Below are 26582 nucleotides of genomic sequence, written 5' to 3'. Positions count from 1 at the left end.
CCCTCCGATCGGATGCCGCTCGGCCCGGCCGCGGTGCGGGCGGCCACCACCGGCAGCGGCACGACGAGCGACGCGCCCGGCGGGCACACCTCGCCGGGCAGCCGCATCGCGGTCGGCGACAGGGGCACTGTGGCGCGGAGCCCGGGACGCGGTAGGCAGGGCAGCGGGTCCTCTCTCAACCGAGCGACGAGCGCTTCTCAACCGAGCGACGAGCGCTCGAACGTTCGATGAACGCACACGGGCGTCCCTGCGTCGTCCTGCCACGGAACTCCCGGGGTGGGCCCCCACGCGGGGGCCCGATTCTCGGAGTCCGTCAGCGGACGAAGGCGATCTCCGGGTAACTCCCGGAGGGCCCGTCCAACAGGGTGGTGTGCTTGCCGCGCAGCTGCTTGTCGAAGAAGGCGGCGAGGTACACGCGCTGGATCTTGATCGCCCGGTCGGGGTCGATCGAGCCGTACTGCTGCTGCACCTGCTCCGGTGAGAGCCCGAGCAGGGGCGCCACCTGCGGCACCAGCCACTCGTTGTCGCTGAACGACAGGTGCCTCGAGCCGTGGAGCTGGATGTCGACCCGGTACCCCTTCAGGTGGGGCCACAGCTTCCGCCACGACGAGTCGTTGTTGCGGTTGTGCGTGCCGGAACTGAACAGCATGAACGGGCGGCTCAGGTCCTTGCTCGGCGCCGTGCCGAAGAACTGGCCGTCCAGGTTGGCGCCGGCGTCGATGCGGTGGTCGAGCTGCATCGCGGTGTCGACCGCGGCGCCGCCCAGCGACCAGCCGAACATCCCGATGTGGGACGTGTCCACGGACTTCGACAGACCGGAGGGGAGCTTGGCGTGGTCGACGTCCGGGTTGCCGCCCCTGGCGATGGTGCCGAGCTGGTTGATGACGAAACGGATGTCGGCGGCGCGCACGTTGAGCGTGTCCGACGAGTGCGAGCCGGCCGGCATGGTGTTGACCTCGAGCCGGTTGCCCGGGAACTGCACCTCATTGGCGTCGTGCGTGTGATCGACGGCAATGACGACGTAGCCGCGGCTGGCGAGGTCCTCGGCCAGGGCCGTGCCCATCGCGCGGTCCGAGTGCAGCCCGGTCGAGTACAGCAGCACGGGGAGCTTGCCGAGCTTGGTTTCGACCGGGGCCAGGACGTGGCTGGAAGTCTGCGGCAGCGTCACCTGCTGCGGCGACAGGCCGCGCGAGTACAGGAAGTGAGCACCCGAGATCGACGGCATCCACGGCGCCACCGGGTGCCCGGAGGTGGAGGAGGCCGGGTACCAGTACGTCACCATCAACTCGCGCGCCCGGTTGCCGGATACGTACGGATCCGTCCGGGACTTGTCGACGAGGTGCTGGCTGAAGGTGCCGACCTTGTAGGGCCCGCTCGGCGCGGGCAGCTTGAGCTGGACGGCGGAGGCGCGGCCACGGCTGAGCGTGGCTGCCGGGTGGGCGTCCTTGGGTAGGGCCGCGCTGTCGTTCTCGGGCGCCCAGTTCGTGGAGTCCTCGTCGGGCGAGGATCCGGTGGCCGACTGCCTGTCAGACACCTTCCCGGCGGCCATCGAAGGCGTCACCCCGGCACCCAGGGCGACAGCAAGCACACCTGCGGTACCGACCGCTCGGGCTATGAGTCTGCGGCGGTAGCGCGGTCTGCGGTGTTGCATATAACTCCCCCAGTGGTCACGGGCCCAGTGGCTCGCTGATGGTCAGGGCACACCGTACCGCTGCCCAGACCTACGGATCGCGCGACCACCGCGTTCACCGCGGTTGCACGCACGGACCACCTCTCCCAGGCACTGTCCGGCGGATCACGGGCGGCGTACCGCCCCGTTCTGCGAGCCGATCGCGTTGATCTTTGCGTTTGGCTCTGCAGCCGGCCGCAAGACCCTCCTCACTCTCCCGCTGCCCTCACCCGCCACCGCGCCGGACCGTCCCGACATCCCGGACCACCCCGCCTACCAGCAGATCCTCACCGCCCTGGCCGACGCGGGCCGAACGATACGCGCCCGCGACCTCTGCCAGGCCCTCGACCTGCCGATCCTCCCGAAGAACACCGAAGGCATCCGCTCCAAACTGAAACGCCTGGTCAGCCGTGGCATCCTCATCGAACCCGAACCCGGCTTGTTCGCCCGCCCCAACGCCTGAGGACCATCCCCCACCCGCGACCAGGGATCCTTCCCCAACCTCAACCACGAAACGGACAAGAACTCACGTTCCGCACTCTAAAGCCAGTCCATGATTTGGACAACGCCGTCTATGAGGTCCTCTTCCTCCTCGGTGCAACCATCCGGCTCGCCGCTGGCAACCAAGCAAGGGAGACGGAGAGGATCGGCCAGAGATCTCGCCCGTCTGCATGTGGTTGAGCTGTACGACTTGAGGCTTCTCCGGAGGCTTCGGCTTGGGCTCGGCCGCCGAGACGACGTCGATGATCCTGTCGACCTGCTCCCGGTTGAGCTTGCTGATCTCGTCGGCGAGCGTCTTGAGCCCCCACACCTCGATGATGACATCGGGGTGCGAGGGGCGAAACTCGTTGTATGAACTGGTCGACCTCGCCCGGCAGCGTGTCGTTGGTGAGGAAGCGCCACACGTACAGCTCCAGGCCGAGGCGATCCATGCGGTCCTGGAAGGTGTTGCCCTCCAGACGAAGGAGCTGACCTTCAACGAGCTTCCGCAGCGAGTTGTGATCCACGGCAGCTAATACCGTCCGCGTTGCCCCGATCCCGGAACGTTCGTCTCCACCAACATGAGAGGACGATCACGAACGAGGCATGGGGTCAGCATCGGCTGGGCACCTCACTTCGACACGGCCCCAAGCAGATCCACGCATGAAGTCCTCCTTCGCTCGCGACTGCTCCGCATTCTCTGCGGCCGGGAGCCAGAACAGGGCTCGTTTCGACGACGGCCGAATCGTGCCGCGGGCTACAGGGCGACCGGGGCGCCGCCGGACCGTGGAACCCGCCCGCGCGTGCCACAGCCGGTGACCGCAAATCGGAGCGTGTTCATGAGCAACGCCAAAGAGTCACCAGGACAAGCGCACTGGGCCGCAGCGGGCCGCGCTCGCCGAACTCGGCATCGAAATGCGCATGAAGGAGGTCACCACCTCGACCGGTGACATCGTGCCGGAAAGCGCGATCGAGAAGTCGCTGTTCACCGAAAACTGGCACGAAGGCGTAAACGGCCTGGTCAATCAACGCCCTCTACCGCATGGCCGGGTACCTTTCCCAGCAGAGTCAAGGACGGCACGGCACTTACGGAAGACCGGTGCGGTGAAGCGGCACAACAGGCAGAGCTGGTTCTACGGGGCACTGACGGGCGCGGTCGTAGCAGCCATGGCGGCCAGCAGCTGCGGCACAGGGGGTGGCAGCGCAACTGGCCCTGTCACCACCTCGTCGCAGCCGGCCCCCACCACCCCACCGAGCGCCACCACCTGGCAGAAGTGGGGTCTCACGCCGCTGCCCGCGCCTCCGAAACCCCCGGCCGACAGGCCCGTCAAACTCTCCGCTACCGGAACCGTCCCGGTCTTCGCGCACCTACCGACCTCGCAGAAGGTCGTCTTCATCACGGTCGACGACGGAGCGGAGAAGGACCCCAAGTTTATCGAGATGATAGGGGACTTGAAGATTCCGATCACGATGTTCCTCATGAACGACACCATCAAGTCGGACTACGGGTACTTCAAGCCGCTGCAGGCGATGGGCAACCACATCCAGAACCACACCCTGCACCACCCCGTGATGAACACCATCCCGCTGGCTCGCCAGAAGGAGGAAGTGTGCGGCGACCAGAAAATCCTCACCCATCAGTACGGCACCGCGCCATTGCTGTTCCGCCCGCCCTACGGCTCATACAACAGCGACACCAAGACCGCGGTAGGGGAATGCGGACCTCGGGCGATCGTCCGGTGGCGGGAATCCATGCAGATCACCACCCTGCGGTATCAGGAAGCGGACAAGAAACTACGCCCCGGCGACATCATCCTCACCCACTTCCGCGGACCCAAGGAACTCAAGGGCACCACGATGACGGAGATGTTCGGCAATCTGCTCAAGCGCATCCAGAAGCAGGGATTCACCGTGGCACGCCTGGAGGACTACATCCAGCCACCGACTGGCTGAGACCGTGGGACGAACCTCCGGCGCGCTCCGGTCCCGGCAGTGGGGCCGGTCAGAGGCGATCGGAACACTACTAGGCCATGCCTGTACGGGTACGCGGTGCAGCCCCGCGGCCGCTCGAGATTCTTGGCGGCGCTATGACTTACCAGCCGCACGGGTGAGTCGACGGCAGAGTGTCAAACGGGCGGCATACGTGCCCGCAACACGCCGCCGATACTCAGCCGGACGCTGTAGCCGGCCTTCTTCACGCCTACCGGCAGCTCAATGCTGGCGTCCTCGCCGACGGAACGACCGCGATGACCTCCCTGTCGTGCGCACCACCGGCCCGCGCCGCACCACGCAGACCTGAAGAGAGTCCTCCCGGTCCCCGCGCTCTCGCATACGCCGTCTCCTCGCCGCAGCCGCTCCGAACCGCGCGGGCTCTCAGCGTCTTCGCGTCACGTGCGCGGCAGGCCGGGCAGACCGGTTGCGCGGGGCAACCCGTACCGGGCCGCGAGGCCCTGGCAGCACGCACGACCCGACCTGCCGCCCTCACCGCACTGGCAGCGCGACTGGGGACCGGGCGGAAACCAGCCCTTGGCACACAGCGTCTCCCGGCGAGACTTTATCGAGCGTGAGGAGGGCGTCGGTGAGGTACTGACCTTGATTGAGTGATGTCGGGCTGTTCGCCAGACAGTGGCCGGACGGTCCGGTAGCTCTGGGGCGTGAGATACGCACAAGATGGTGGGCTGACCGACGCCGAGAGGGCCGTCCGGGAGCGCATCCGGCTGCAGGCCGTGGCCAGGACAGGACCTGATGCGTAGTCAATGCGAGGTATTTCGCCCACGCCGTCCGGCACGAAGCCGGTCACATCCTGCACTGGTCACGCCGGCGACGACGCCATCAACACCCCGGCTCAGCCACTACCGCCGCCGAGGCCACCGACCCCCGTAAGTTCCGCTGCAGTAGGAGGCCGTGGGTGCGGCCATATTCCGGTGGCGGGCGGGGCGCCGCTCGGACATGATCGCAGGCATGGGCTCAACGGTGACGAACATAGCGATCGACTGTGCGAACGCCTACCAACTGGCCAGGTTCTGGAGCGATGTGACCGGACACCCGCTGGATCCCGAGGACGAACCGGGTGACGACGAGACCGAGGTTATGCTGCCCGGCGGCCCGGCCTTGCACTTCAACGAGGTTCCGGAGCCGAAGTCGGCCAAGAACAGGCTCCATCTGTGCCTGCGCCCCGACACCTCGCGGGACGCAGAGGTTGAGCGGCTGCTGAGCCTGGGCGCCTCCCTGGTCGCCGATCGCCGCAAACCCGACGGCTGGGGCTGGGTCGTTCTCGCCGACCCCGAGGGCAACGAGTTCTGCATATTGCTGGCCGAATCCGAGCGGTCCGCATTGTCCTCGTGATCTCAGCCCTTGCCCGACCTCAGCGTCAGCCCCGCGATAAGTGCCGCTGCAGTATTAGACCGCGATGCCAATCGGCGACGCGACGGGTGCCAGTTGAGGGGGCACCGTCTCCGGGCTTGGGCCAGCGGACTCGCATGTTGATAAGTCGTGTACGCGCAGAGAGCCCGTAGGGAGTCCGCACTGTCGGTCGAATGAGTAGATGCTTCACAACCGACCGAGAACTGGTGGTGCCCCTGAATTCTCGCTGACCGTGGCGTCGTTCCTGGCGGACGCAGCGATGGCACCGCGCAGCGCACAGTCGGCCTGGTCATTAGTGCGGGAAACGACGGGGCGGGCGAGTGACTATGGATTCACGGAACTCGGCAATCCGCGAGTGGACTTGGCGCATCAGGTGGGTGTCTTCGATCCGATCCAGGTAGAGGCAGCGGGCTGCCAGGCCCGGGAGGTCGAAGGCGAAGTACAGGGACATCAGCGGGTTCACGAACAACTCGCTGCCCCGGGTGCGGTCAGTGAACCGGACATCGCCGAACGAGCCGCGCACGGCTGCCGCGATTGAACCGTTCACGATGCTGGGGTGCTCCGGGGTGTGGTGCTGGGCGTGCGTCACCGCGTCAAGGTAGAGAGCGCCCTCACGGGTGGCACGCGGTATCGAGAACGCACCGAGATACGCGCCGTCGCGCTCCAGCGCGGCGATATTCTCCAATACCTGCACATGGTTTACGCCGTGGTACGCGTCCACACCGAAGCCGACTGACACGACGAGCCGGGTCGGTATGCCGTCCAGCGCGGCCAGCGCCGCCACGCTCGTCAGGTCCTCCTCTGGAGTGCCGAGCCCGGCTTCATCGCCGCGCATCAGAATGTCCGTACCGCCGTCGATCAGCACCACAGCGTCGAGGGAGTGCAGCTCGATCAGTGCTTGGTAGGCAGCGCGCAGCGGGCGCACCCCGGTCTGGGGGAAGGCGTACACGGTGAACGGGTAGCCGTGCTGGCGAAGCCACTGCGCGAGGGTCCGCTCCGGGAAGTAGCTCTGGTGCAAAGCGGAGTCGGGAGTGACGGCGGCCAGGTCGGGGGCGACCCAGTCATCGATCGGGAGACCGTCGAGTGCGCTGAAGGAGAGGTTCGCGAGATATACCTGCTTGCCCTGATGCAGGAGGGAGAGAGCCAACGGCAGGCCGGAGTAGACGTCGAAGCCGCCACCCGCGCCCGCGACGAGGATCCGTTCGGCATCGGCGAGCCGGGTGAAGAGTGGGTTGGAGTGGAGGGACGTCATGACGATCATTATCCGGGGACCCGGCCCGGGCGCTCGCGAGTTCTCGACGCGACGACGGAGCCACGGAGCTACGGAGTAACCGGAATCAAGACCTCCGACCCTCGACCACCCAGAGTCAACCTGTTGCGGTGATGGCCCTGACTGGCGCCCGCTCATAAGACACCCGCAGCAATTCGCATAAACGGCGAACTGGTCGTATGGCATGGAGAGCTGCTCGCCTTGGAACGGCTCCAGCACCGTCTACAACGGCGCGGCCCGGGCGGCCGGTAAGTGGCTGGCGCCTTCGTCGCCTTCGCCCTCCTGCACCTGAACGGCACCGACATCCTGGGGTGGCCCTGCCGGGGGGGCCGACGGAACTCTTTGGTCAGGGTCTACGCGAATGCGCTCGGACAGCCGTTCCCGCCTATAGAAAGATCATTTCCCACCACCCAGACCGCCGCGGTGTCGGGCTGCCGTTTCGATCACGGTCCTACTGCTGGATGCCGCGCCGTTCGCGGCGTCTGCGCTCATTCTCGTGTTCGGGTTGCGCTGCCTTCCGTTTGTTTTCGCTTGGCGTCCCCTGGTAGGCGGCCTTCGGCGGCGCGTCCTGCACGGCCGGAAGCGCCCGTCCCAGGCGTGCGAGCGGGGACAGAGCCATCACCACCGGGGACAACATCATGCCCGCGGCCGTCACCAGGAGGCTGGTGCGCAGCCCCCACTCCATCGCGAGAAACCCGCCGAGCAGGGAGCCGAGCGGGGCCATCCCCATGCCGACAAACGTGATCGTCGCGGCCGCGCGGCCCTGCATCCCCTCCGGGGTGACGGCCTGCCGCAGCGCCATGACCGTGACACTCACCAACTGGCCAGCGGTCCCGAACACGAAGTTGATCGCCAGGAGCGTGGAAACCGTCACCGCCGCGGAGCCGTGCAGCGCGGGCACACACAGGAACACGCCGTCGCCGAGTGCCGCCGCGGACACAAGCACCGTGCCGTAACCGAACCGGCTCGGCAGGTGGGCGGCCAGCATCGAGCCGAGGAGCGCGCCTGGCCCCGTTGCGGCGAGCGCAAGCCCGACGGCGCTGCCCGACAGGTGCAGTTCCCGCGGCAGGAAGAGCAGGTAGACGGTCATCGTGGCCGCGAAGGAGAACTGGAACGCGGCCGAGGCGAGGCAAACGGTCCGCAGCGAGGTCTCGCTGACGACAAAACGGAGGCCGTCATGGATCCGCCGCCATACCCGAAGGGGACGTTCCGGGCGCTCCGGCATCGATTCGCAGCGACGGATCCGCAGGATCGACAGGAACGACAACGCGAAGAACAGCGCGCCGGAGGCGGCAGCGATCGGCGCCGACAGCAGGGACACCAACGCACCGCCGAGGGCGGGACCGACGACCTGCGCCGCAGACCGGCTGCCCTCGAGCGCGCTGTTGCCCCGCACCAACTGATCGCGTCTCACCAGCCTTACGAGAGACGCCTGGTAGGCCACGTCGAAGAACACGGACAGCGCCCCGACGGCGAAGGCGACCACGAGCAGCGCGGGCAGGCCGAGCCAACCGAGGAGACCGGCCACCGCGGCGGCGCTCAGTGCCAGGGTCCGGCCGATGTCCGTCAGAACCATCGCCGTGCGGGACCGCCACCTGTCCACCCACGCACCGACGAAGAGCGAGAGCAACAGGAAAGGCGCCTGCCCCACCGCGCGGAGGACTCCCAACTGACCGGCATCGGCGTGGAGAGTCAGGACGGCGAACAGTGGCAGAACCACCAGAGTTGCATGTTCGCCGAGTTGGGAGGCCGTCTGGCCCACCCAGAGTCTGCGGAAGTCGCCGTCCCGCCACAGGCTTGACGGAACAGATCGATCGGAATCGGTCACGGCGGAGGAAGCGAACGGCACGGACACCCCTTGGGTTGCCGACGACGAGACCCGCACACCGGCGCACGAAAGGCGCACCTACGGGTCAGGCGGGGAAGGCTCGCTGTGCCGCAACATCAAGGGCAGCACGCGATGACAGGCCGATCACGGCCTACGACGTCAACGCGCGCTCGGACGACCGACCATGTCTTAGCTCCTCTTGGGCTACTCGCTTCACCCGGACCCTAGCCTTCGACGGCACTGCACGAAAGGCGATTTCGGCCCAAGGCCAACGCGGCCTGACCGACAAACAGGCCGAGGCGTATAGGGCGTTCACCGAGATGCCCACGCGCCCGGAGTTGGAGCGGTTCTTCTTCCTCGATGACGACGAGGACTGACGGCCGGCACACCACCCCTTCCCGGCATGAGCTCAAGCGGACGGCATGACCGGGGACCACACGCCGAGCCACTGTTCGGCGCCCCACTCCTCGAACCGTCGCACCTCGGTGAACCCCAGCTTCGCCGCGAGGCGCATCGAGCGGTCGTTGGCGGTCTGGGTGCAGAGCACCACCGGCTCGCCGGGAAGCGCGTCGGCGAACCAGCCGAGCGCCGCCGCGCACGCCTCGGCGGCGTACCCGCGTCCCCATGCCTCTCGCAGGAACAGATAGCCGAGCTCGGCCTCCCCGGCATCCGGACGGACATGACTCCGATGCTCCGCCTCGCGCCGGTTGAGCTCGATGGTCCCGATCATCGCTCCGTCGAGCTCGATCACGAAATGACCGGGGCGCCTCTCGGGCGTCTCAGGCAACGCGCCCTCTAACTCATCACGCGGTCGAGGGCCGCCTATGTAGGCGCCCACGTCCGGCGAGGTGAACAGCTCGATGAACGCCGCACGGTCCCGGGCCTCGGGCTCGCGGAGCACGAGCCGCTCGGTCTTGATCGGGGCAGGAGGCCAGGTGACGGATCCTAAGTCAGTCATGGCGGGCAACCTATCGACGACTCGACGCGCTCCCCGCCGCCGGGTGCCGGAAGATCTTCGCGGACAAGAAGTCCGGCAAGGACGCGTTCCGCCCCGAACTGAAGTCGTGCCATGCCTTCCTCGACGCGGGCGAGACGCTCATGTTCCCCTCGCTCGACCGCTACCGATCCTGCCAGGTAGATGGTTGCTGTCTTCTCGTAGCGGGTGCGATTCCACGCCACTGCTTCAAGCGGTTGATGCGTCGTTCGACGCGTCACCGCCGGACAGGAGGTGTAATGGTCCTGGTAGCCGTGCCTGACAGGCGAGTTGGGCAGTGTCTTGGCGGTGGGGACTTCAGCGTGGAGCGTGCCGGACGACTTGTGACCAGGTCCAGTGCCGTGTCGGGTGTTTCGGCGGGTGACGGCCGACACGATGCCTCGGCCGCGGACCTGGTCGCCGTGAATGTCGTGGTCGTAGTCGCCGTCGGCGAAGACCGAGTCCGGCCTACGGCGGAGATCGCCGACACGGCCCCGGATCGGGCGGGACGGCATCCAGGCCGGCTGCCCGAACCAGATCCTGCCACGCTAGCAACAGACCGTTCGGACCCATCGGTTCCGCACGCTGAGCCCGGATCAGCCCAAGGCCAGCGCCGTCGGCGACGGCGTCTCCCTGGCGGCGGCTCACGGAGACTGCCCACAACCCCGCCAGGCGGTGCCGCGGCACCGCGATCGACGGCGCGCGCAGGCCAGTCGTGGGCCGTCAGGTCTGACCTGCCGGGATTGCCACGCCGGGACGTGCTGCCTGGAGGCTGTCGCGAGGTGTCAGTACAGGCTGCGGTGGAGTTCGGGTGGTCCGCCCAGGGTGTATCGCAGGGAGAGTGGGGCGCTGCCGTCGATGTCGGTGATACCGAGGTGCGCACCCAGTTCAGCGCCGATCAGCGCCCTGCCGGAGAGCTGCATGAGATCGTCCGCCGCATAGAGGGCCGCTATCACCCGACCGGTGAACTGCGGGAATTCGCGCCTGTTGGCTGGTCGGGCCTCAGCAGGCAGCGTTGCGAAATGCGCTCGTGCGCGCCCGGTATCCAGTCCGCCCATCCAGATCGAGACGGCGGCGACGTTGTGGGGGCGCAGATCCTTGGCCATGTCGGCGGCCATCTTGTCGGCGTCGGCCTGTCAAATCGAGGAGAGGTCCGCCATGGCCGAGCCGGACGCGCGCCGTACCAGAAAACTGGTCCACGCCGACCCGACTGAGGTAAGCCTGCAGAACGCACTCGATGCCCTCTCCGACCCGGTGCGGCGCCCGATCCTGCGCGAATGCGCCGGTGAACCGGACTTCAGCCGGGCCTGCGGAACATTCGACCTACCGGTCTCGAAAGCGACCGCAAGCCATCACTTCGCGGTACTACGCGCCGCCGGACTTCTGGAGCAGGTGGACAAGGGGCCACGCAGGCTCAACCGGCTGCGGCGGTCCGAGTTCGACGCGCGGTTTCCTGGATTGCTGGCACTCGTTCTCACAGAGGGCGCGCCGCCCCACCCATCTCATCAAGCTTGAGAGGTTGCCGACTGCAGGTGCGGACCAGATCATCTGAGACGGCACGCATTCGAACAAACCAGTCGGGCGCATCCGTCGGAGTAGTCCTGCTGACCTGTGACAACGAAGCTTGGGCGTGTGCCATCCACAGCTGAATCCCTGGCACCAGCGTGTGCTGAGTGCCACTCCTCCGAGCGCGATGACCCCGGCGTGCTCCAGGGCTCGCCCGACGCTCGTGGGCAGGGTGATGGTCACCAGCATGCTGCCGACCGTCGTCGCTGCGACGATCCCAGCGGTCGATCCGACGGCCCACGCCATCCCCGCGACAAAGGCCCATACGGCCAGCAGCGGGAGGAACGTCACCAGTCGCCCCGCCGCCAGGTAGCCCACGAAGGTGCTGAGCGCCAGACCCGCGCCCGCGCCGAGCGCGATCACCTTGCGTGGACGCCAGGTGCGCTGGAAAGTGGCCCCACCCGCGGAGGGTTGGCGGCCGCAGCCGCTGGACGGGGTGCAGCCACTGCGGACACTGCTGAGCGTCCGCCGGCCGTCCTACCGGGCCGGAGCGCGGGCAATCGCCACTGGTTCAGGTCCGACCGGAGCGCGGGCGATTGCCCCCAGCCCCGGCCGGAGGACGTGCAGATCGCCGTCCGTCCCCCGGACCGGTCCGGGGGGAACTGGCGGGACGGCGGCCCCGGGTCGCTTACCGCTTGCGGCCGTTCCCGTGTCCGTTCGGGTGCAGGACCACCTTGGTCCAGCCCTCGTCACGGGCGTCGAAGTGCTCGTAGGCGGTGGGGGCCTCGTCCAGGCTGAGTTCGTGGGAGACGACGAAGCTCGGCTTTGCCTTCCCGCCGGCGATCAGATCTCGCAGCGCCCGGTTGTACCTCTTCACCGGCGCCTGCCCGGTGCCCATGTGCTGGCCCTTGAACCACATCATGCCGAAGTCGATCGGGACCTTGCCCTGCGCCTCCAGCTCCCCCTGGGCCTCGGCGCCGCCGGGGTCCTGGGGCAGGAACACACCCACCACACCGATGTCGCCCGTGAACCTGACCGAGTCGATCAGTCCGTTGAGCGTGAGGCTGGCGTCCTCATGTCCCTCGGGATCGTGTGCCTGGTAGCCGACGCACTCACAGCCGTTGTCGGCGCCCAGACCGAGGGTGGCCTCCTTGACGACCTCCGCCGGCTTCTGCTCGGCGGTGTTGATCGGGATGGCCCCGATCTCCTCCGCCTTGCGCAGCCGGTCGGGCTGGTGGTCGGCCACCCAGACACGCCCGGCGCCCTTGAGGAGGGCGGAGTAGGTCGCCATCAGCCCGACGGGACCGGCCCCGAAGACGATCGTCTGGTCACCCGGTTTGACGTGGGCCATCTCGGTGGCGTGATAGCCGGTGGGGAAGATGTCGGCGAGCATCACGTAGTCGGTCTGCCGCTCGGCGGCGTCCTCACCCAGACGCAGCGCGTTGAAGTCGCCATAGGGCACGCGCAGCAGTTCCGCCTGGCCGCCCTGGTAGGGGCCCATGTCGGCGAATCCGTAGGCGGCTCCGGCGAGAGCCGGTTCTGGCTGCATGGTCAGGCAGTAGTTGGTCAGACCCCGCTCGCACTGCTTGCAGAAACCGCAGGCGATGTTGAAGGGCAGGACCACATACTCGCCGACCTGGACCTTGCGGACGGCCGAGCCGACCTCCACGACCTGGCCCATGTTCTCGTGTCCCAGAGTGCGGCCGGACTCGAACGAGGTGCGGCCCTCGTACATGTGCAGGTCCGAACCGCAGATGTTGGTAGTGGTGATCTTGACGATGATGTCGCAGGGGTGTTCGATCTTCGCGTCCGGTACGTCCTTCACTGTGACCGTTCGCGGGCCTTCATATACCGCTGCTTTCATGATCGCTTCCTTCGGTGCCGCGGCATGACCGCAGCACGGGTGCGATGGAGACGGCGTACAGAGCCTGACTCCCGGGAGTTGGTGCGACGGGGTCCATGGCTCCGGCATGCCTCTGTGGGCCGTTCACCCGGTTCAGGTGGAACGGTGGTGCCGTCGTGGGCTTGCCCTGCGGAGCTTGGGCGCTCCGGCGGCGTGCCGTCCGAGTCCCCGTCGGCCGCCGTCGGGAAACAGCCACGCACCGATCGATCAGCGGAATCTTCGTACGCGGACGACCACCAACCACCAATCACCAATCACCAATCACCAATCACCAGCGAATCTCCGACTCAGGTCACCAGCTGGTCACCCTCGTCGTCCTGGAGCATGCGGCGACGTTCCTGTTCGCGCTTGGAGTAGGCCGCCGCCCGGATCGCCTCGTCGCTCTCCAAACCCGATCCCAGCGCACCGCCCACCGTGGCGACCGAAGCGACGAACCAGGACAACGTCCAGTATTCCGGGGCGTGAAGCGGGGTTCGTGTCGTGGAGGCGAACACTTGGTCGTTGAGGATGAACAGGGCCCACAGCAAGTTGATGACGATCAAACCGCCGTAGCAGACGAGCACCCCGAGGCCCACGGTCATGACCGTCGAGGCGTTGTAGAGCCTCGCCCTCTGCCGCGCCTCCCGCGAGACCTCTGCCGATCGATGCCACAGCTGCGCGTCCACGATCAGCCAGCCGATCATGAGCGCGACGGACCCGACCGTGGCGATCACGAGGCGTGGCGCGCTCAGGGACTCGGCCAGGTTCCAGATGGTCGAGTTCACAGTGGCGACTGCTCCCGTGGCGAGCGCGGCCGCCAGGGCTTTCGACAAGCCCGGCACCAAGCGCCAGGGCCGGTTGGCGCGGACCATACCGACGAGCACCCTCAGGTAACCGCGCGGCCCGCTGACGACGTACCGAAGATCAGCGGTCTCCTCCTCACCGACCTGGCCCGGGTGAACAGGCGCGAGACGACTGACGAAGGGCCCCAAGAGCGGCTGACTCTGCGGAGGTCCCTCAGCCCCGGTGACCCGCGGGCCCGCCAAGCTGAGGACGGCTTCTTCCACGGCCCGCCGGGCCCTCGTCTGCAGACGCAAGCCCCCCAGCGGAGGAAGAGACAGCAGCGCCAAGCCGTGTTCGTGACTCAGATCCACAACGAGCTTGCGCCCGTGTGAGTGCAGCGGAAGGTCGGTGAGGGCCACGACGATGTCCCAACTCTCCGCTTTTCCGCGGTCCATGATCCGGCGCATCAAGGTGGGCGGGTCCTCGGTCCCTGCGGTGAAGGGCTCACTGACCACCTCGACGTCGAACCGTCGCCCCTGGCCTGACTTGTCGGCGAGCCGAGCAGGAAGTATCCGGGCCATGCGCTGCGCGATCTCCGTGGGCGCGTCCGGATCCGCCAGGAGAGCCACGACCGTAACGCCCTGAGAGGCCCAGTGACGGCGCCTGTCGCGCGGTTCCCGGCGCGATCAGGTAATCAGGAACGGTGAACAAGGACGCGACCGACCCCTTCGTGCATGTCCGGGGCGCCAGCGAGAACAACCTGCGGAACATCGATGTCGACGTTCCGCGGGACGCGCTGGTCGCCTTCACCGGCGTTTCCGGTTCGGGCAAGTCCTCGCTCGCGTTCGGCACGCTCTACGCGGAGGCCCAGCGCCGGTACTTCGAGTCCGTAGCACCGTACGCCCGAAGGCTGTTGCAACAGGTCGGCGCACCACACGTGCAGGAAATCACCGGACTGCCACCCGCCGTAGCCCTGCAGCAGCGACGCGGGTCGCCCAGCTCGCGCTCGACGGTCGGCACCATCACCACGCTGTCCAATCTGCTGCGCATGCTGTACTCCCGCGCCGGCACCTATCCGCCCCGGGCCGCACGGCTGGAAGCCGAGTCGTTCTCACCCAACACCGCGGCCGGCGCCTGCCCGGAGTGCCACGGACTGGGCGTCGTGCACGACGTCGCCGAGGACCTGCTCGTCCCGGACCCCTCGCTGAGCATCCGCGAGGGGGCGATCGCCGCCTGGCCGGGCGCCTGGCAGGGCGCCAACCTGCGCAGTGTCGTGAACGGCCTGGGGATCGACATCGACCGACCGTGGCGCAGGCTCCGGAAGAAGGACCGGGACTGGCTGCTCTACACGGACGAGCAGCCCTCCGTGTACATCGAGCCGGAGGAGGACCGCGTCGACTACGGCTACCAGGGCAAGTTCTGGAGCGCCCGCAAGCACGTGATGCACGTCCTCGCCGACTCCAAGAGCGAGAAGATGCGCGAACGGGCGCTCCGGTTCGTCAGGAGTGTCCCCTGCCCCGCGTGTCACGGCAGCGGACTGCGGCCCGAGGCGCTCGCCGTGACCTTCGCCGGACGTTCCATCGCCGAGATCAACGCGATGCCGCTCACCGAGGTCGTGGCGCTGCTGCGGCCCGTCGCAGGGCGGCCCGAGGCCGACGCCACCACGTCGACCGCCCGATCCGGGGAGACGACCGAGGTCGCGGTCCGGATCTGCGGCGATCTGGTCGCGCGGGTCGACGTACTGCTCGACCTGGGCCTCGGATATCTCAGCCTCGGGCGCCGCTCGACGACCCTGTCGCCCGGCGAGGCACAGCGCCTGCGGATCGCCACGCAACTGCGCTCTGGGCTGTTCGGCGTCGTCTACGTCCTCGACGAACCGTCCGCGGGCCTGCACCCGGCCGACGCAGAACCGCTGCTGGACGTACTGGACCGCCTCAAGGCGGCGGGCAACTCGCTGTTCGTCGTGGAGCACGACATGGACGTCGTACGACGGGCGGACTGGGTGGTCGACATCGGCCCCGGCGCCGGCGAGGGCGGCGGACGGGTGCTGTACAGCGGCCCGGTCGCGGGTCTTGAGCGGGTCGGGGAGTCGGCCACCAGCCAGTACCTGTTCGGGCGCGCCCAGCCGCTCGATCACCGCCCGCGCACACCGCACGGCTGGCTGCACCTGAGCGGCGTCTCCCGCCACAATCTGCACGACGTGTCCGTCGACGTACCGCTCTGCGTACTGACGGCGGTGACGGGCGTGTCCGGTTCCGGAAAGTCGACCCTGGTCACGCAGGTGCTCGCCGAGGTCGTCCGCGGCCACCTCGGACTCGTACCCGAGGAGCCCGACGAGGCGCAGTTGGAGGTCGACGTCCAGGACACGTCGGGGCTCGAGTCGTTCGACCGGCTGGTCCGGGTCGACCAACGGCCCATCGGCCGCACTCCCCGGTCCAACCTGGCGACGTACACGGGGATGTTCGACGCGGTGCGCAAGCTGTACGCGGCGACGGACGAGGCCAGGGCGCGCGGCTACTCGGCCGGGCGGTTCTCCTTCAACGTGCCCGAAGGGCGGTGCGAGACCTGCCAGGGCGAAGGATTCGTCGCGGTGGAACTGCTGTTCCTACCCGGCACCTACGCGCCGTGCCCGACCTGCCATGGCGCCCGGTACAACGCCGAAACGCTGGAAGTGACCTACCGCGGCAAGAACATCGCGGAAGTACTGGCGCTGTCCGTCGACGCCGCCGCCAAGTTCCTGTCCGCCGTCCCGGCCGCCTCCCGCAGTCTGGAGACGTTGCGCGAGGTGGGACTGGGGTACCTGCGGCTGGGCCAGCCCGCGACGGAACTCAGCGGTGGTGAGGCGCAACGCATCAAACTGGCCACCGAACTGCAGCGAGCCCGCCGAGGCCACGCGCTCTACCTGCTCGACGAGCCGACGGCGGGGCTGCACCCAGCGGACATCGCGCTGCTGCTGCGACAACTGCACCGGCTCGTCGACGCCGGCAACACGGTCGTCCTCGTCGAGCACGACCTGGACACGATCGCCACCGCCGACTGGGTCATCGACCTCGGCCCGGGCGGCGGCGACGCGGGCGGGCGGGTGGTCGCGGCGGGCCCGCCGGCCAAGGTGGCGAGGGCCCGCCGCAGCGCCACCGCGCCCTATCTCGCGGCCCGGGTCGCGCGCTCCTGACGAGGGCGTGAGGGGCCCCACGGCCCGTACTCGACGGGCATGTCCCGCCACACAACACCGGTACGGACCCGGAACCGTATGCCATTCACAGCCCAAGATCCATTTTCGATACACGGCATAGTTGCGCCCGGAACCTGCGGTGCACCGCGTTCAGTTGAAAGACGTGCCCGTGGGCGAAGAAGCGCGGGCACATGCCCAGGGTGGGGGCCTGCACCGCGCAGGGTGACCCGTAGCTCCGCCGGTCCAGCAGTGTGCCGCAGCGTCCCCTGGTTCATGGCCCTGTTCGGCCGCGACTCGCTGCTGGCCTCGTACATGGCACTGCCGCTGGACCTTGCACACCACGGTGAACGGAGGCATCAAGCTGTGGGTGGTCGTGGTGACCGCCGTCCGTGCGCGGGCGCGGGCGCGGGTCGGGTCGGCGTGGCAGGCTTGCAGGGGGGCCGCGCCGTTCGTCGCAACACAGCAGCGAAGGGGTACGACGCATGGATGAGAAGGAATTCCTCCGTACCGTCGCCGAGCGCACCGGACTGAGCCGGCAGGAGGCGGCGGACCTGACCTGGGCCACGCTCGAGACGCTGACCCACCGGCTGAGCCCAGGGGAAGCCAGGGACCTGATCACCGAGCTCCCCGAGGGCCTCGCGGAGGCGGTGCGCCGGGGAACCAAGGACCACATCGAGCGCTTCGGCCACCACGACAGCGTGCGGCGCGTGGCCGAACGCACCATGCTCAAGGAGGAGGAAGCCGACCGGGGTGTGCGGACCGTACTGGCCGTGCTCCGGGAGGCGATCAGCGAGAAGGAGTTCAACGACCTGATGTCGCAGCTCGGAACGGACTTCTCCCAGGCCCTCGAATCCGCCGGGTGACCCCGGATCCTTCGGCACGCCGGCCGCGCCACGGCGGCAGCGGCCCGCACGCTGCGTGTGCGCCGGGGAGGGACGGCACGGTGGGTGACACCGGCGAACCGTTGGTACCTCGCGGTCGCCATGGCGTGAGGCGCACACGAAGGTGTGGTCATGACGGCTGACGTACCCGAGACGTCCTCCGGCGGATCCGTGCGCGTCGTGCTGGTGTCCGACCCCGGCCTGCCGTCGGAGATCGCCCGGGCTCTCGCCCCCCGGTTGCCCGACCATCTCCGCCGGGCAGTCCGTACTCGGGTCAGATGGCAGGTCGACACGATGACCGCCCCGCTGAGCGTGAGCGAGCAGGCCGACGTCTCCGACATCGCCGAGGCCGTCAGAAGCCACCTGGACGGTGCCGAATGGGACGTGGCGATCTTTCTCACCGACCTTCCGCGGCGGGCCCGGCTCTACCCGATCAGCGTCGAGGTCGACACCGCGCTCCGGGCCGCGCTCATCTCCCTTCCCGCTCTTGGTGTCCGCCGCCTTCGGCGCCGGGTGCGGCAGGCCGTCGTGGATGTCGTCCGAGAGCTGGTCGCGCACGAGGAGACGCCCAGGCACCCGGAGGTGATCGGCCGCCCGCCGCGCGAACCGGTACCGGACACCCATCCCGGCCCCGAGCAGCCCCAGCGCTACGTCGTGCCCGGCCTGCGCGGCCACACCCGACTCGTCGCCGGCATGGTGTACGCCAACCGCCCCTGGCGGCTGTTCGGCTCCCTCTCCCGGGCTCTGGCGGGCGTGTTCGCCACGGCTACGGTCCTCTTCGTCAACAGCGCCACCTGGAACCTCGCCACCGCACTCGGCGCCGTGCAGCATGCCGTCATCACCGCTGGGTCCGCCGTCGCGCTCACCTTGTGGATCATCGTCGACCACCAGCTCTGGGAGCGCGGCGCCCACCTCCCCGCACGGCACCATCCCCTGTACCCCTACAACCTGGTCACCCTGGTCACCATCGCGCTCGCGGTGGTGGTGCTGGCCACGGCCCTGTTCGCGATTCTGGCCGCCGTCTCCTTCCTGCTGCTGGACGCGTCCGTCCTGGGCAAGTTCATCGGACGGCAGGTCGGTGTCGGCGACTACCTCTTCCTTGCCTGGTTCATCACCGCCATCGCGATGATCGGCGGGGCCTTCGGCACCAGCCTCGAAGGGGACGAGAAGGTGTCCGACGCCGCCTATGGACGACGGCAGCGTGAGCGTCAGCGGATGCTGCGGCAGATGTCGCGGCCGGAGCAAGGCGGACGCGGGGGGCCGGACACCACCGACGGGTGACGCCCGGGCCGCGGCCCGGGCGTCACAGGGCGATGACGTGGAGGTCGACCAGCTCGAGAAGCGCCCGCAGGGCCGAGCTGGGCCGCCGGGTCGACGACGTGCCGAGATGCATGCTCCAGCGGAGCATGGTGCCGTGGACGTCCAGGACGTGCAGGCCGGGGGTGCGGGCAACGGCGAACGCGGGCAGGAAGGCGATGCCCAGACCGTGCCGGACCAGAGCCGCCCCCATGTCGATGTCGGGCACTTCCAGTGCCACCCGGCGTACGACGCCCGCCGCCGCGAACGCCCGGTCGACCACCTCGCGGTTGCCGTAGCCCGGCGGGAAGTCCACGAAGGGCTCCCCCGCGAGGTCCGCAAGTGCCACCTCCCCCCGCTGCGCGAGCGGATGGGCGGCGCTCACCACCAGGACGAGCGGCACGGTGGCCAGCTCCCGTGCGTCGATCCCGGCGGGCTTGTGCTCGGGCAGCGACAGGAAGGCCACGTCCAGGTCCCCGCTGAGCAGCGCGTGCGCCAGTCCGGCCGAGCCGGTCGTCGCCAGCCGCAGCCGGACGTCGATCGCCGGATGCCGCGCGTGCAGCTGTCCGAGGAGCGCAGGCAGGTCCACCACCTCGACCGAGGCCATGGCGCCCACGTTCACCGTGCCGCGCAGCGTGTCCTGTGCGGCGCGCACGGCGTCCTGGGCCGCCTGGGCGGCGTGCAGGGTGGCCCGAGCCTCCGGCAGCAGCGCCGCGCCCGCCCCGGTGAGCCGGACCTGTTGCGACGTGCGCTCGAAGAGCGCGCAGCCGAGCTCGCGCTCCAGGGAGCGGATCGCGGCGGACACCCCGGACTGCACCACGTGCAGCCGACGGGCGGCACGCGTGAAACTCAGCTCCTCGGCGACCGCGATGAAGTGCTCCAGCTGACGTAGCTCCACACGAGAAGTATCACTCGCATTGCTCGAGCCCAGCAAAAACATTCGTTGGCATTGATCCTGGCTGGTGAGGAGGATGGAAAGCGCCATCCAATTCCACCCGAGGAGGGGTACCCCTGCCTGCCGTTCCGACGCCGCTGAGCCGTCCCACAGCCGACGCTCCCGGCGACCCGACCCACCGGATCCCAGCACCCGCTCCCGCCGACCTGCCGCCCCGCGCCCCCGCCCGGCGCCGTGCCTCGCATGCGACCGGCTTCTGGCTCGTGGCGGTGGCCTTCACCGTGCTGATGGCCTTCGGCACGGCGCCGACCCCGCTGTGGCCGCTGTACGAGGCCCGGGACCACTTCGGCGCGACCACGGTCACGGTGGCGTACGCCTCGATGGTCGTGGGCGCAGCGGCCGCCTTCCTCGGACTGGGACACCTGTCGGACCGGCTCGGCCGGCGGCGCATCATCGTCCCGGCGCTGCTGGTCGGCATCGTCGCGTCGGTCGTACTGATCGTGTGGCGGGACCTGCCGGGGCTGATCGCGGGCAGGATCCTGAACGGTGTCGGACTGGGGCTGATGGCCTCGACCGCGACGACGTACCTGCACGACCTCCACCACGAGGCCCGTCCGGAACGGATGGGTTCGGTGCTGCCCGGCATCGTGGCCACCGCCGCCAACCTCGGCGGCCTGGCCTCAGGGCCCCTGGTCGCCGGAGCCGCCGCCGAGTGGCTTCCCACGCCCCTGATCACCACCCAGGCGATCTTCACGCTCGCCATGGCAGTGTGCCTGGCGCTGGTGCTGTGCACCCCGGAGACCGTGGACCTGGAGCTGCCCGCGGCCGAACCGCCCAGTAGGTTCGTCCTGCGCCCCGGCGGCCGGCGGACGTTCGGCGCGGCCGGCGCGCTGGGCGCCTTCGCCTTCGCGATCCTCGGCCTGATCTCCTCCCTCGGGGCGAGCGTGCTCCACGGCACCCTGCACACCGACTCGCACCTCGTGGTCGGCCTGGCGGCCTTCCTCATGTTCGGTTCCGCGGCGGCCGCCCAACTGGTGGTGGGATGCCTCCCACTGCCCCGGGTCCTGACCGTGGGGGCAGTGGTCTTCCCGGTCGGCCTGGTCCTGTGCGCCGTCGCCCTGTACCACCCGGCGCTCTGGCTCTACCTGGTCGCCGTGTCGCTGTCGGGAGCCGGCTCCGGGCTGCTGTTCAAGGGAGGCGTCGAACGTGCCGGTTCAGTGGCCGAGCCCGCCTCACGCGCGGGAGTCCTCGCCGTGTTCTTCGTCGTCGCGTACCTCGGAATGGGCCTGCCCTCCGTCCTGTTCAGCATCGCCCTGCGGCACTTCGCCGTGCAGACCGCGATGATCGGCTTCGCGGCGGTCCTCTCCTGCGGCGCCGTTGTGTCGGTCGCCGTCGCGTTGCGCGACCGCCCACCCGGTCCCGGCGCGCTCTCGGCGCAGTCCGCTCGCCCCTCTTGACCTCATCCCTGCGGCGCATGCGACACCGGTTGCCTGGGAGACGCGGACCTGGGCACTCGGTCGGGTGCGCGTGACACGGATCCGCGGCAGACGGGAGGCACGGTGTGTGTCTGTGCTGGTTGCCCGGTCTTGCGTGTGCGGGGGGATGACGTCTCTGATGGACGGCTTACCGCCCGCGCGCGGTGCAGGGATCGCCGGCCTTGCGCTGCGCCTTGAGCACCCGTCGTCGTTTCGTGGTGTTCGGGTGGGTACGTGGAAGACCATCTCCTGCACGAACGTTGCGCGGGCCGCCCGCGACGCCCTGCGCGCCCGGGCCCCGGGCCCCGGGCGCACCAGGTCCGCACGCTCACGCTGGCTCACATCCGCAGGGCCCCGCCAGTTCGGCCGCCGGGCCCATCACCGGGACCGCGTCAGGGAGCTCTTCGGCGGCGGCAGTCTTGAACCCGGTGAACCCATCCATCGCGACCACTTCGCTCCCGGCGGACCAGGCCTTGGGCGCCCGGCGAGCAACTGTTTGAACACAGCAGCCTCGCCAGCCCGGTCTTCACAAATGGGACTGAGATCGATGATCACGGTGACGTATTTGTCGCCAAACTTGGTGTGCCTCCAGACATGCCCGTCAGCCCCGTCGCGGCGATCCGTGCCTCGTGCCTTGTGCTTCGTGCTTCGTTCGAGTGATGCTCTCGGCGGCCGGAACTGAGCATCTTCCCAGCATGTGAGGTTTCTTCACCGTCATACGGTGCCGGCGTACGTGCGTAGCCGACAGAAGCAGTTCGGGATCATGCAGTGCGTGGCGTCGGTGGAACGTCCCGTGCGTCCCCGTTCAAGCACACGATCACTTCCCGTGAACTGTATGCACGAGGCGTTCACGCCGGACTCGGCGGAAGTGGCGTGGATGCGGACGACGACGCCGCCGGACCCACCCACGCCCGGGCCGGTCGTCGTCGTGGATAGGTGTCCGGGTGACCCGTCGGCCGGCGGCGCCTAGCCGGAGCAAGGAGAAGAAGGTACTGATGCAGGCAGGTTTGCCGTTGAATGCTGGACCCGAGCCGGATCCATACACCTCGGCATGGCAATGCGCCTCAGGTGGGCAGGCCGTGGCTGACAGAGCACGACGGGTGGCCGAGCCGGCCTGCGAAGCTGGGCCTTCCTCGGGATCCGCCCGCCCAACAACTCGGGGAGAGCTGCGTGCGGGCCGTGCTCTCTGCGCCTGCCGCCCGGCTGGAGCGTTGCTGTGATCCCGGCCCAGAGCGCGCGGCCTGTCAGGAACGTGCGGGCCGTGGTCGTCGGAGCAGGGTTCTCCGGGATCGGCGCCGCCGTCCGGCTTCGCGAGGCGGGGTTTAAGGATGTGCTCGTTCTGGAGAAGGGGGCGCAACTCGGCGGCACCTGGAGGGACAACACCTACCCGGGCTGCGCCTGCGATGTGCCTTCGACGCTCTACAGCTACTCCTTCACCCCGGACGCCGCCTGGAGCAGGGTCTTCGCCGGGCAGCGGGAGATCCTCGCCTACCTACGGGGGATTGCCGAACGGTACCGGCTCGGTGACATGCTGCGCTGCGGTGTACAGGTGCTGGGGGCCCGGTGGGATGGGGCGGCCGGCCGCTGGCTGCTGGAGACCAGCGACGGGCCCTACAGCGCGGCTGTACTGGTCCTGGCCACCGGCCCGTGGCACGTCCCCCGCCGCCTGGAGGTCCCCGGGATCGAGGACTTCAACGGCCCCGTGTTCCATACCGCCCAGTGGGACCACAGCGTCTCCTTGGCCGGACGGCGGGTGACCGTGGTGGGCAGCGGTGCCTCCGCTGTGCAGATCGTCCCGGTCATCGAAGCCCAGGCTGCGGCCGTGGAGCTCTTCCAGCGCACCGCCCAGTGGGTGCTGCCCAAGCCCGATGTGCCGGTACCCGCGGCGGTCAACCGGCTTCTAGACCATGTGCCTGGTGCGCGCGGCGTTCTGCGCGCCGGGCAGTACGCCCTCCAGGAGGGCTTCGGCTATGCCTTCCGCCACCCGCAGGCCACCCGCCTCCTGGAGGCAGGCGCCCGCGCACACCTGCGGCTCACGGTCCACGACCGACAGCTTCGCCAACAACTGACACCGGATTACCGGTTGGGATGCAAGCGCCTTTTGACGTCCAGCACCTTCTACCGGGCGCTGGGTCGGCCGCACGTCCGCCTGCATCCCACCGCCGTGAGCGCCGTACGCGGAAACGAGGTTGTCGGCGCCGACGGCTCCATCGTCCAGAGCGACGTGCTCATCGAGGCCACGGGCTTCCGCGTCGGTGAGCTGCCGCTGGCCAAGTCCCTGTACGGCACGAACGGCCGGACACTTGACGAAGCATGGGGCGGTGAACCGCAGGCATACATGGGCACCACTGTGAGTGGCTTCCCCAACCTCTTCCTGCTTCTCGGACCCAATCTCCTCGGCGGCTCCACCTCCGCGATCACGGTCCTCGAAGCCCAGCTGACATACCTCACTTCCGCCCTGGCCCACCTCGACCAGGCCGGCCATCATGCCCTGGACGTCCGGTCGGCCGCACAAGCCGCGCACAACACCGCCGTCCAGGAGTCGCTCGCGACCACGGTCTACAACTCGGGCAGCTGTACCAGCTACTACTTCACACCCACCGGGCGGAACGTCTTCGCCTGGCCGTGGTCCACTGGCCGGCTCGTGCGCCGGCTGAGCCGATTCGACTCTGATGCCTACACCTTCGACGCACCGGCCCGGCCCCTTCCCCTACCCGCCCAGGCGAGGCCGCAGCATGAGGACCGTACGGTGGCGGCGAACGCAGAGAAGCCATGACACGGCTCCGGCTCCCGAAACCGCAATCCCCTCACTAAAAGTTCCACGACCGCTTGTCTCCCGGTACCGGCCCGGTCTCGTCACCGTCCCGCCCGCTGGTGCTTCGCCCGCTTCACCGGCCACCGGGCGCGCGGCTGCACGTACCCCTCACTGCCGCCGACCGGCGGCGAAGGGTGCGGTGTCGACGCGCGTCCGGACGGCGGCCATCTCGGCCGGTTCCGCAGTCGCCATCAAAGCGCTGCGCCCTCAGCCGATGCGACGACCCCGACCTGGTCGAGCGTGCCGCGATGGTGTTGCGCCGCCCGGGTGAGCCCGCTGCTCGCGGCCGAGGCGGTCGAACTTGTAGTGGGCGGGGCGGCTGTATCGCCTGTGCGAGGACACGTCCCACGTCGCGTCGGCCGGCCGGGTGCCGGCTCTTCGTGCCGGGCGGTCGGCCTGGGCCGGGCGCGACGGCTTCGATGACCCGACGCCTCCCCCGTCAATCAGCATGGCGTTGTTCGCTTTTGGTGACAGCGTTTGTTGACGGGTTTCAGCAGCAATGGGGAGGTAAGGACATCGCTGATGTTCGCGGGAAAAGACGGCACCGCGGTGCGATCAAGAGGCTGAGGACTTTCCGTGTCGGATCATGAGCCAAGAGCCGCCTACACCGAACTCGCGGATCAGGAAGTGCGCAGTCTGCGAGTGCGCTATTGCCGGTTGCGGACCGCTGGAGGCGAACCGGTCGCCGAGCTGGAGGTGCTCTCCTTCCAACTGCGATTCGGTGCGGTGGCCGTTGCCGCAGAAGGCATCGGTGGCGTGGAAACCCAGCCCGAGTTCCGACGCCAGGGGCACATGAGTCGACTCCTCCGCCAGGCGTTGGCCGGCATGGCACAGCGGGTGGACGTCGCCTTCGTATCCAACGGTATCGAGGGGGTGTACGAGCAGTTCGGTTTCGTCGGAGCCGTCGCCGAAGGGCACCTGGTCATCCCCGTGCGCAACGTCGAACAGGCGGCGGGAGACGATCTGGGTACGGCCGTCCCGGGCATCCGCAGCGGCTCTCCGGCCGATCTCCCGGCGATGATCCGCATGTACAACACCGCACACGCCCAGCGGCCCTGGACCCACGTACGGCACGCAGGCTGGAACCGGCTCATCCCCCAGGCCACGTGGAAGCCTGGGTCGCAGACCCTGATCCTGCAGACCGATGGTGCTGCCGCCGGCTATGCCGTGCTGGAGGGCCGAGCGTTCGGCGATCCGCTGGGTTCACTGACCGTGGACGAACTGGTGGCCGAGAATGCCTCCGCGGCGCGCCTGCTGCTCATGGCCATCGCCCGGCTCTGCTGGAAACGGCGTCTGAGCGAATTCACAGTGCGGGAGCCGGCCGACAGCCTCACCGGCCGAGTCGCTCGCCATATGGGCTGCACCTACCAGCAGAGATTTCCGCCGAGCGGCGGAATGATGGCCGCCGTCTTGAACCGCTCGTCCCTGGTGCGGAAGCTCGAGCCCGAGTTGCTGCGCAGGGCTACCGTGCAGCAGTCGGACAAGGCCTACGACCAGGCGTTCGACGCGCTGCGACGCGGCGACCTGTTCCCCGATGACAAGGCGCTCATCCGGCTGCTTCTTGGCTACTGGTCGACCGACGACGCATACGTGCACGGCATGTCGGTCCCCGAACGGTACCGGGATCTTTGCACGGCTTGGTTCCCCAGAGGCGGCACCCAGTCTCTACCGACCCCCTACGCGCACCGCCTGGATCGGTATTAGAACCTGCTCCCAACAAAGCAGTGTGACCAACCCCTGCACCGAGAAGCATCTCCATGATGTCCCGCCAAGCACCACAGTGCCGTCAAATCTCGACTCGTGAACAGCGCCCCGGTACGCCGGGACCAGGACGGGGATCAGCGTCCGTACCGCTCGCAGCGCAGGGGATTGTGGAAACCGTCGGTGAGGCAGACCCGTACGACCGCGGCGCCGCCGGGGACGTCCGCCGGCACGCTGAAGTGGAATCGCGCGCTCGAGCCGCACACGATGTTGTCGCTGAGTTCGTCCCCCAACTGCCCATCGTGAGAGTCGAGGGTGTAGGCCCGGGTCGCCCGGCAACTCGCCACGTCGGCCGCACTCACCGATTTGTGCTCCCCAGCCACGACGACCTGCCGGTTGTACCAGGTGATCAGGCCCCTCGTGTACGTGTTCCCGATGGTGATGTCGAATTCGCTGATCGGGTAGTCGGCGGTGTGGGCGTCGGCCGCGGGGGCGCCCAGGAGCGTGCCCGCGGTCAGCGCGACGGCGCTGAGGGCAGCGGCGAGGTGAGTGCGCACGCGGTCTCCTGGAGTTGAGCCTGTCGCGGCTGTCGG

Annotated in this window: 20 protein-coding genes and 3 pseudogenes; 11 read left to right on the top strand and 12 right to left on the bottom strand. The window is 68.6% G+C overall.

Going from position 1 to position 26582, the window contains the following annotated elements; genetic code table 11:
• Window positions 1–313 precede the first annotated feature (313 nt).
• On the bottom strand, window positions 314–1534 hold the full coding sequence (locus ACFVXA_RS29705) for an alpha/beta hydrolase family protein (protein ID WP_383743951.1): 1221 nt from the start codon (window positions 1532–1534) through the stop codon (window positions 314–316).
• 301 nt (window positions 1535–1835) lie between these two features.
• Here ACFVXA_RS29705 and ACFVXA_RS29700 point away from each other — a divergent pair, with 301 nt between their 5' ends.
• The 4 genes from ACFVXA_RS29700 (at window position 1836) to ACFVXA_RS29685 (ending at window position 5494) form a co-directional block, all read left to right on the top strand.
• Window positions 1836–2132: a hypothetical protein gene (locus ACFVXA_RS29700; protein WP_389516620.1), complete on the top strand. Its 297-nt coding sequence runs from the start codon at window positions 1836–1838 to the stop codon at window positions 2130–2132.
• A 253-nt stretch (window positions 2133–2385) separates the two neighbouring features.
• Window positions 2386–2685 (top strand): hypothetical protein, encoded by a 300-nt coding sequence (locus ACFVXA_RS29695; RefSeq protein WP_383908815.1) that lies wholly within the window; start codon window positions 2386–2388, stop codon window positions 2683–2685.
• Between the two features lie 385 nt (window positions 2686–3070).
• Entirely contained in the window at window positions 3071–4102 is a 1032-nt protein-coding gene (locus tag ACFVXA_RS29690) for a polysaccharide deacetylase family protein (RefSeq protein WP_390027621.1), read from the top strand.
• 1008 nt (window positions 4103–5110) lie between these two features.
• The gene (locus ACFVXA_RS29685) at window positions 5111–5494 is read left to right on the top strand and encodes a VOC family protein (RefSeq protein ID WP_362030933.1); all 384 of its coding nucleotides are present in this window, start codon (window positions 5111–5113) and stop codon (window positions 5492–5494) included.
• Window positions 5495–5804: 310 nt separating this feature from the next.
• On the opposite strand, the gene ACFVXA_RS29680 is transcribed toward ACFVXA_RS29685, so the two are convergent.
• The 4 genes from ACFVXA_RS29680 to ACFVXA_RS29665 form a co-directional block, all read right to left on the bottom strand.
• Entirely contained in the window at window positions 5805–6764 is a 960-nt protein-coding gene (locus tag ACFVXA_RS29680; protein WP_390027619.1) for a DUF1152 domain-containing protein, read from the bottom strand.
• Window positions 6765–7233: 469 nt separating this feature from the next.
• Entirely contained in the window at window positions 7234–8631 is a 1398-nt protein-coding gene (locus tag ACFVXA_RS29675) for an MFS transporter (RefSeq protein ID WP_390027679.1), read from the bottom strand.
• A 388-nt stretch (window positions 8632–9019) separates the two neighbouring features.
• Window positions 9020–9568 carry a GNAT family N-acetyltransferase gene (locus ACFVXA_RS29670; RefSeq protein ID WP_383743970.1) on the bottom strand — a complete coding sequence of 183 codons (549 nt, stop codon included), beginning with the start codon at window positions 9566–9568 and terminating at the stop codon, window positions 9020–9022.
• 800 nt (window positions 9569–10368) lie between these two features.
• Window positions 10369–10701 (bottom strand): hypothetical protein, encoded by a 333-nt coding sequence (locus tag ACFVXA_RS29665; RefSeq protein ID WP_390027616.1) that lies wholly within the window; start codon window positions 10699–10701, stop codon window positions 10369–10371.
• Window positions 10702–10741: 40 nt separating this feature from the next.
• On the opposite strand from ACFVXA_RS29665, the gene ACFVXA_RS29660 reads away from it, so the two are divergent.
• Window positions 10742–11098, top strand: a complete 357-nt coding sequence (locus ACFVXA_RS29660) for an ArsR/SmtB family transcription factor (protein ID WP_384400101.1) — start codon at window positions 10742–10744, stop codon at window positions 11096–11098.
• Between the two features lie 162 nt (window positions 11099–11260).
• On the opposite strand, the pseudogene ACFVXA_RS29655 reads toward ACFVXA_RS29660, so the two are convergent.
• The 3 genes and pseudogenes from ACFVXA_RS29655 to ACFVXA_RS29645 all read right to left on the bottom strand — a co-directional run.
• Window positions 11261–11557: pseudogene (locus ACFVXA_RS29655) on the bottom strand (FUSC family protein); the annotation flags it as partial.
• Between the two features lie 220 nt (window positions 11558–11777).
• Window positions 11778–12953 (bottom strand): glutathione-independent formaldehyde dehydrogenase, encoded by a 1176-nt coding sequence (locus ACFVXA_RS29650; RefSeq protein ID WP_384400104.1) that lies wholly within the window; start codon window positions 12951–12953, stop codon window positions 11778–11780.
• Between the two features lie 326 nt (window positions 12954–13279).
• Window positions 13280–14383, bottom strand: a complete 1104-nt coding sequence (locus ACFVXA_RS29645; RefSeq protein WP_389755103.1) for a hypothetical protein — start codon at window positions 14381–14383, stop codon at window positions 13280–13282.
• 74 nt (window positions 14384–14457) lie between these two features.
• On the opposite strand from ACFVXA_RS29645, the gene uvrA reads away from it, so the two are divergent.
• Window positions 14458–16926 (top strand): excinuclease ABC subunit UvrA, encoded by a 2469-nt coding sequence (gene uvrA / locus ACFVXA_RS29640; RefSeq protein WP_390027613.1) that lies wholly within the window; start codon window positions 14458–14460, stop codon window positions 16924–16926.
• On the opposite strand, the pseudogene ACFVXA_RS29635 reads toward uvrA, so the two are convergent.
• A pseudogene (locus ACFVXA_RS29635) lies at window positions 16917–17117 on the bottom strand (hypothetical protein); the annotation flags it as partial. The gene uvrA and the pseudogene ACFVXA_RS29635 sit on opposite strands and share 10 nt — an antisense overlap.
• 291 nt (window positions 17118–17408) lie before the next feature.
• Between ACFVXA_RS29635 and ACFVXA_RS29630 the strand changes: the two are divergent.
• The gene (locus ACFVXA_RS29630; protein ID WP_389935146.1) at window positions 17409–17789 is read left to right on the top strand and encodes a DUF2267 domain-containing protein; all 381 of its coding nucleotides are present in this window, start codon (window positions 17409–17411) and stop codon (window positions 17787–17789) included.
• Between the two features lie 150 nt (window positions 17790–17939).
• Window positions 17940–19088 (top strand): hypothetical protein, encoded by a 1149-nt coding sequence (locus tag ACFVXA_RS29625; protein WP_390027611.1) that lies wholly within the window; start codon window positions 17940–17942, stop codon window positions 19086–19088.
• Window positions 19089–19110: 22 nt separating this feature from the next.
• Here ACFVXA_RS29625 and ACFVXA_RS29620 read toward each other — a convergent pair whose 3' ends face one another.
• Window positions 19111–20001 carry a LysR family transcriptional regulator gene (locus ACFVXA_RS29620; protein WP_354885081.1) on the bottom strand — a complete coding sequence of 297 codons (891 nt, stop codon included), beginning with the start codon at window positions 19999–20001 and terminating at the stop codon, window positions 19111–19113.
• Window positions 20002–20267: 266 nt separating this feature from the next.
• Here ACFVXA_RS29620 and ACFVXA_RS29615 point away from each other — a divergent pair, with 266 nt between their 5' ends.
• Complete coding sequence (locus ACFVXA_RS29615; RefSeq protein ID WP_390027609.1) at window positions 20268–21455, top strand: MFS transporter; 1188 nt, start codon at window positions 20268–20270, stop codon at window positions 21453–21455.
• A 370-nt stretch (window positions 21456–21825) separates the two neighbouring features.
• On the opposite strand, the pseudogene ACFVXA_RS29610 reads toward ACFVXA_RS29615, so the two are convergent.
• Window positions 21826–22082 (bottom strand): annotated as a pseudogene (locus ACFVXA_RS29610) (ISL3 family transposase); the annotation flags it as partial.
• 652 nt (window positions 22083–22734) lie between these two features.
• Here ACFVXA_RS29610 and ACFVXA_RS29605 point away from each other — a divergent pair.
• Together ACFVXA_RS29605 and ACFVXA_RS29600 are read left to right on the top strand one after the other, a co-directional pair.
• Window positions 22735–24249, top strand: a complete 1515-nt coding sequence (locus ACFVXA_RS29605; protein WP_390027607.1) for a flavin-containing monooxygenase — start codon at window positions 22735–22737, stop codon at window positions 24247–24249.
• A gap of 615 nt (window positions 24250–24864) precedes the next feature.
• Complete coding sequence (locus tag ACFVXA_RS29600; protein WP_390027605.1) at window positions 24865–25992, top strand: GNAT family N-acetyltransferase; 1128 nt, start codon at window positions 24865–24867, stop codon at window positions 25990–25992.
• Between the two features lie 134 nt (window positions 25993–26126).
• Here ACFVXA_RS29600 and ACFVXA_RS29595 read toward each other — a convergent pair whose 3' ends face one another.
• Window positions 26127–26546: a hypothetical protein gene (locus tag ACFVXA_RS29595; protein WP_362031857.1), complete on the bottom strand. Its 420-nt coding sequence runs from the start codon at window positions 26544–26546 to the stop codon at window positions 26127–26129.
• Window positions 26547–26582 lie beyond the last annotated feature (36 nt).

The organism is Streptomyces sp. NPDC058246, from assembly GCF_042881985.1.
GTDB lineage: Bacteria > Actinomycetota > Actinomycetes > Streptomycetales > Streptomycetaceae > Streptomyces.
The sequence above is the reverse complement of the archived record's forward strand: the minus strand, read 5'-3'. Positions and strand labels throughout refer to the sequence as shown.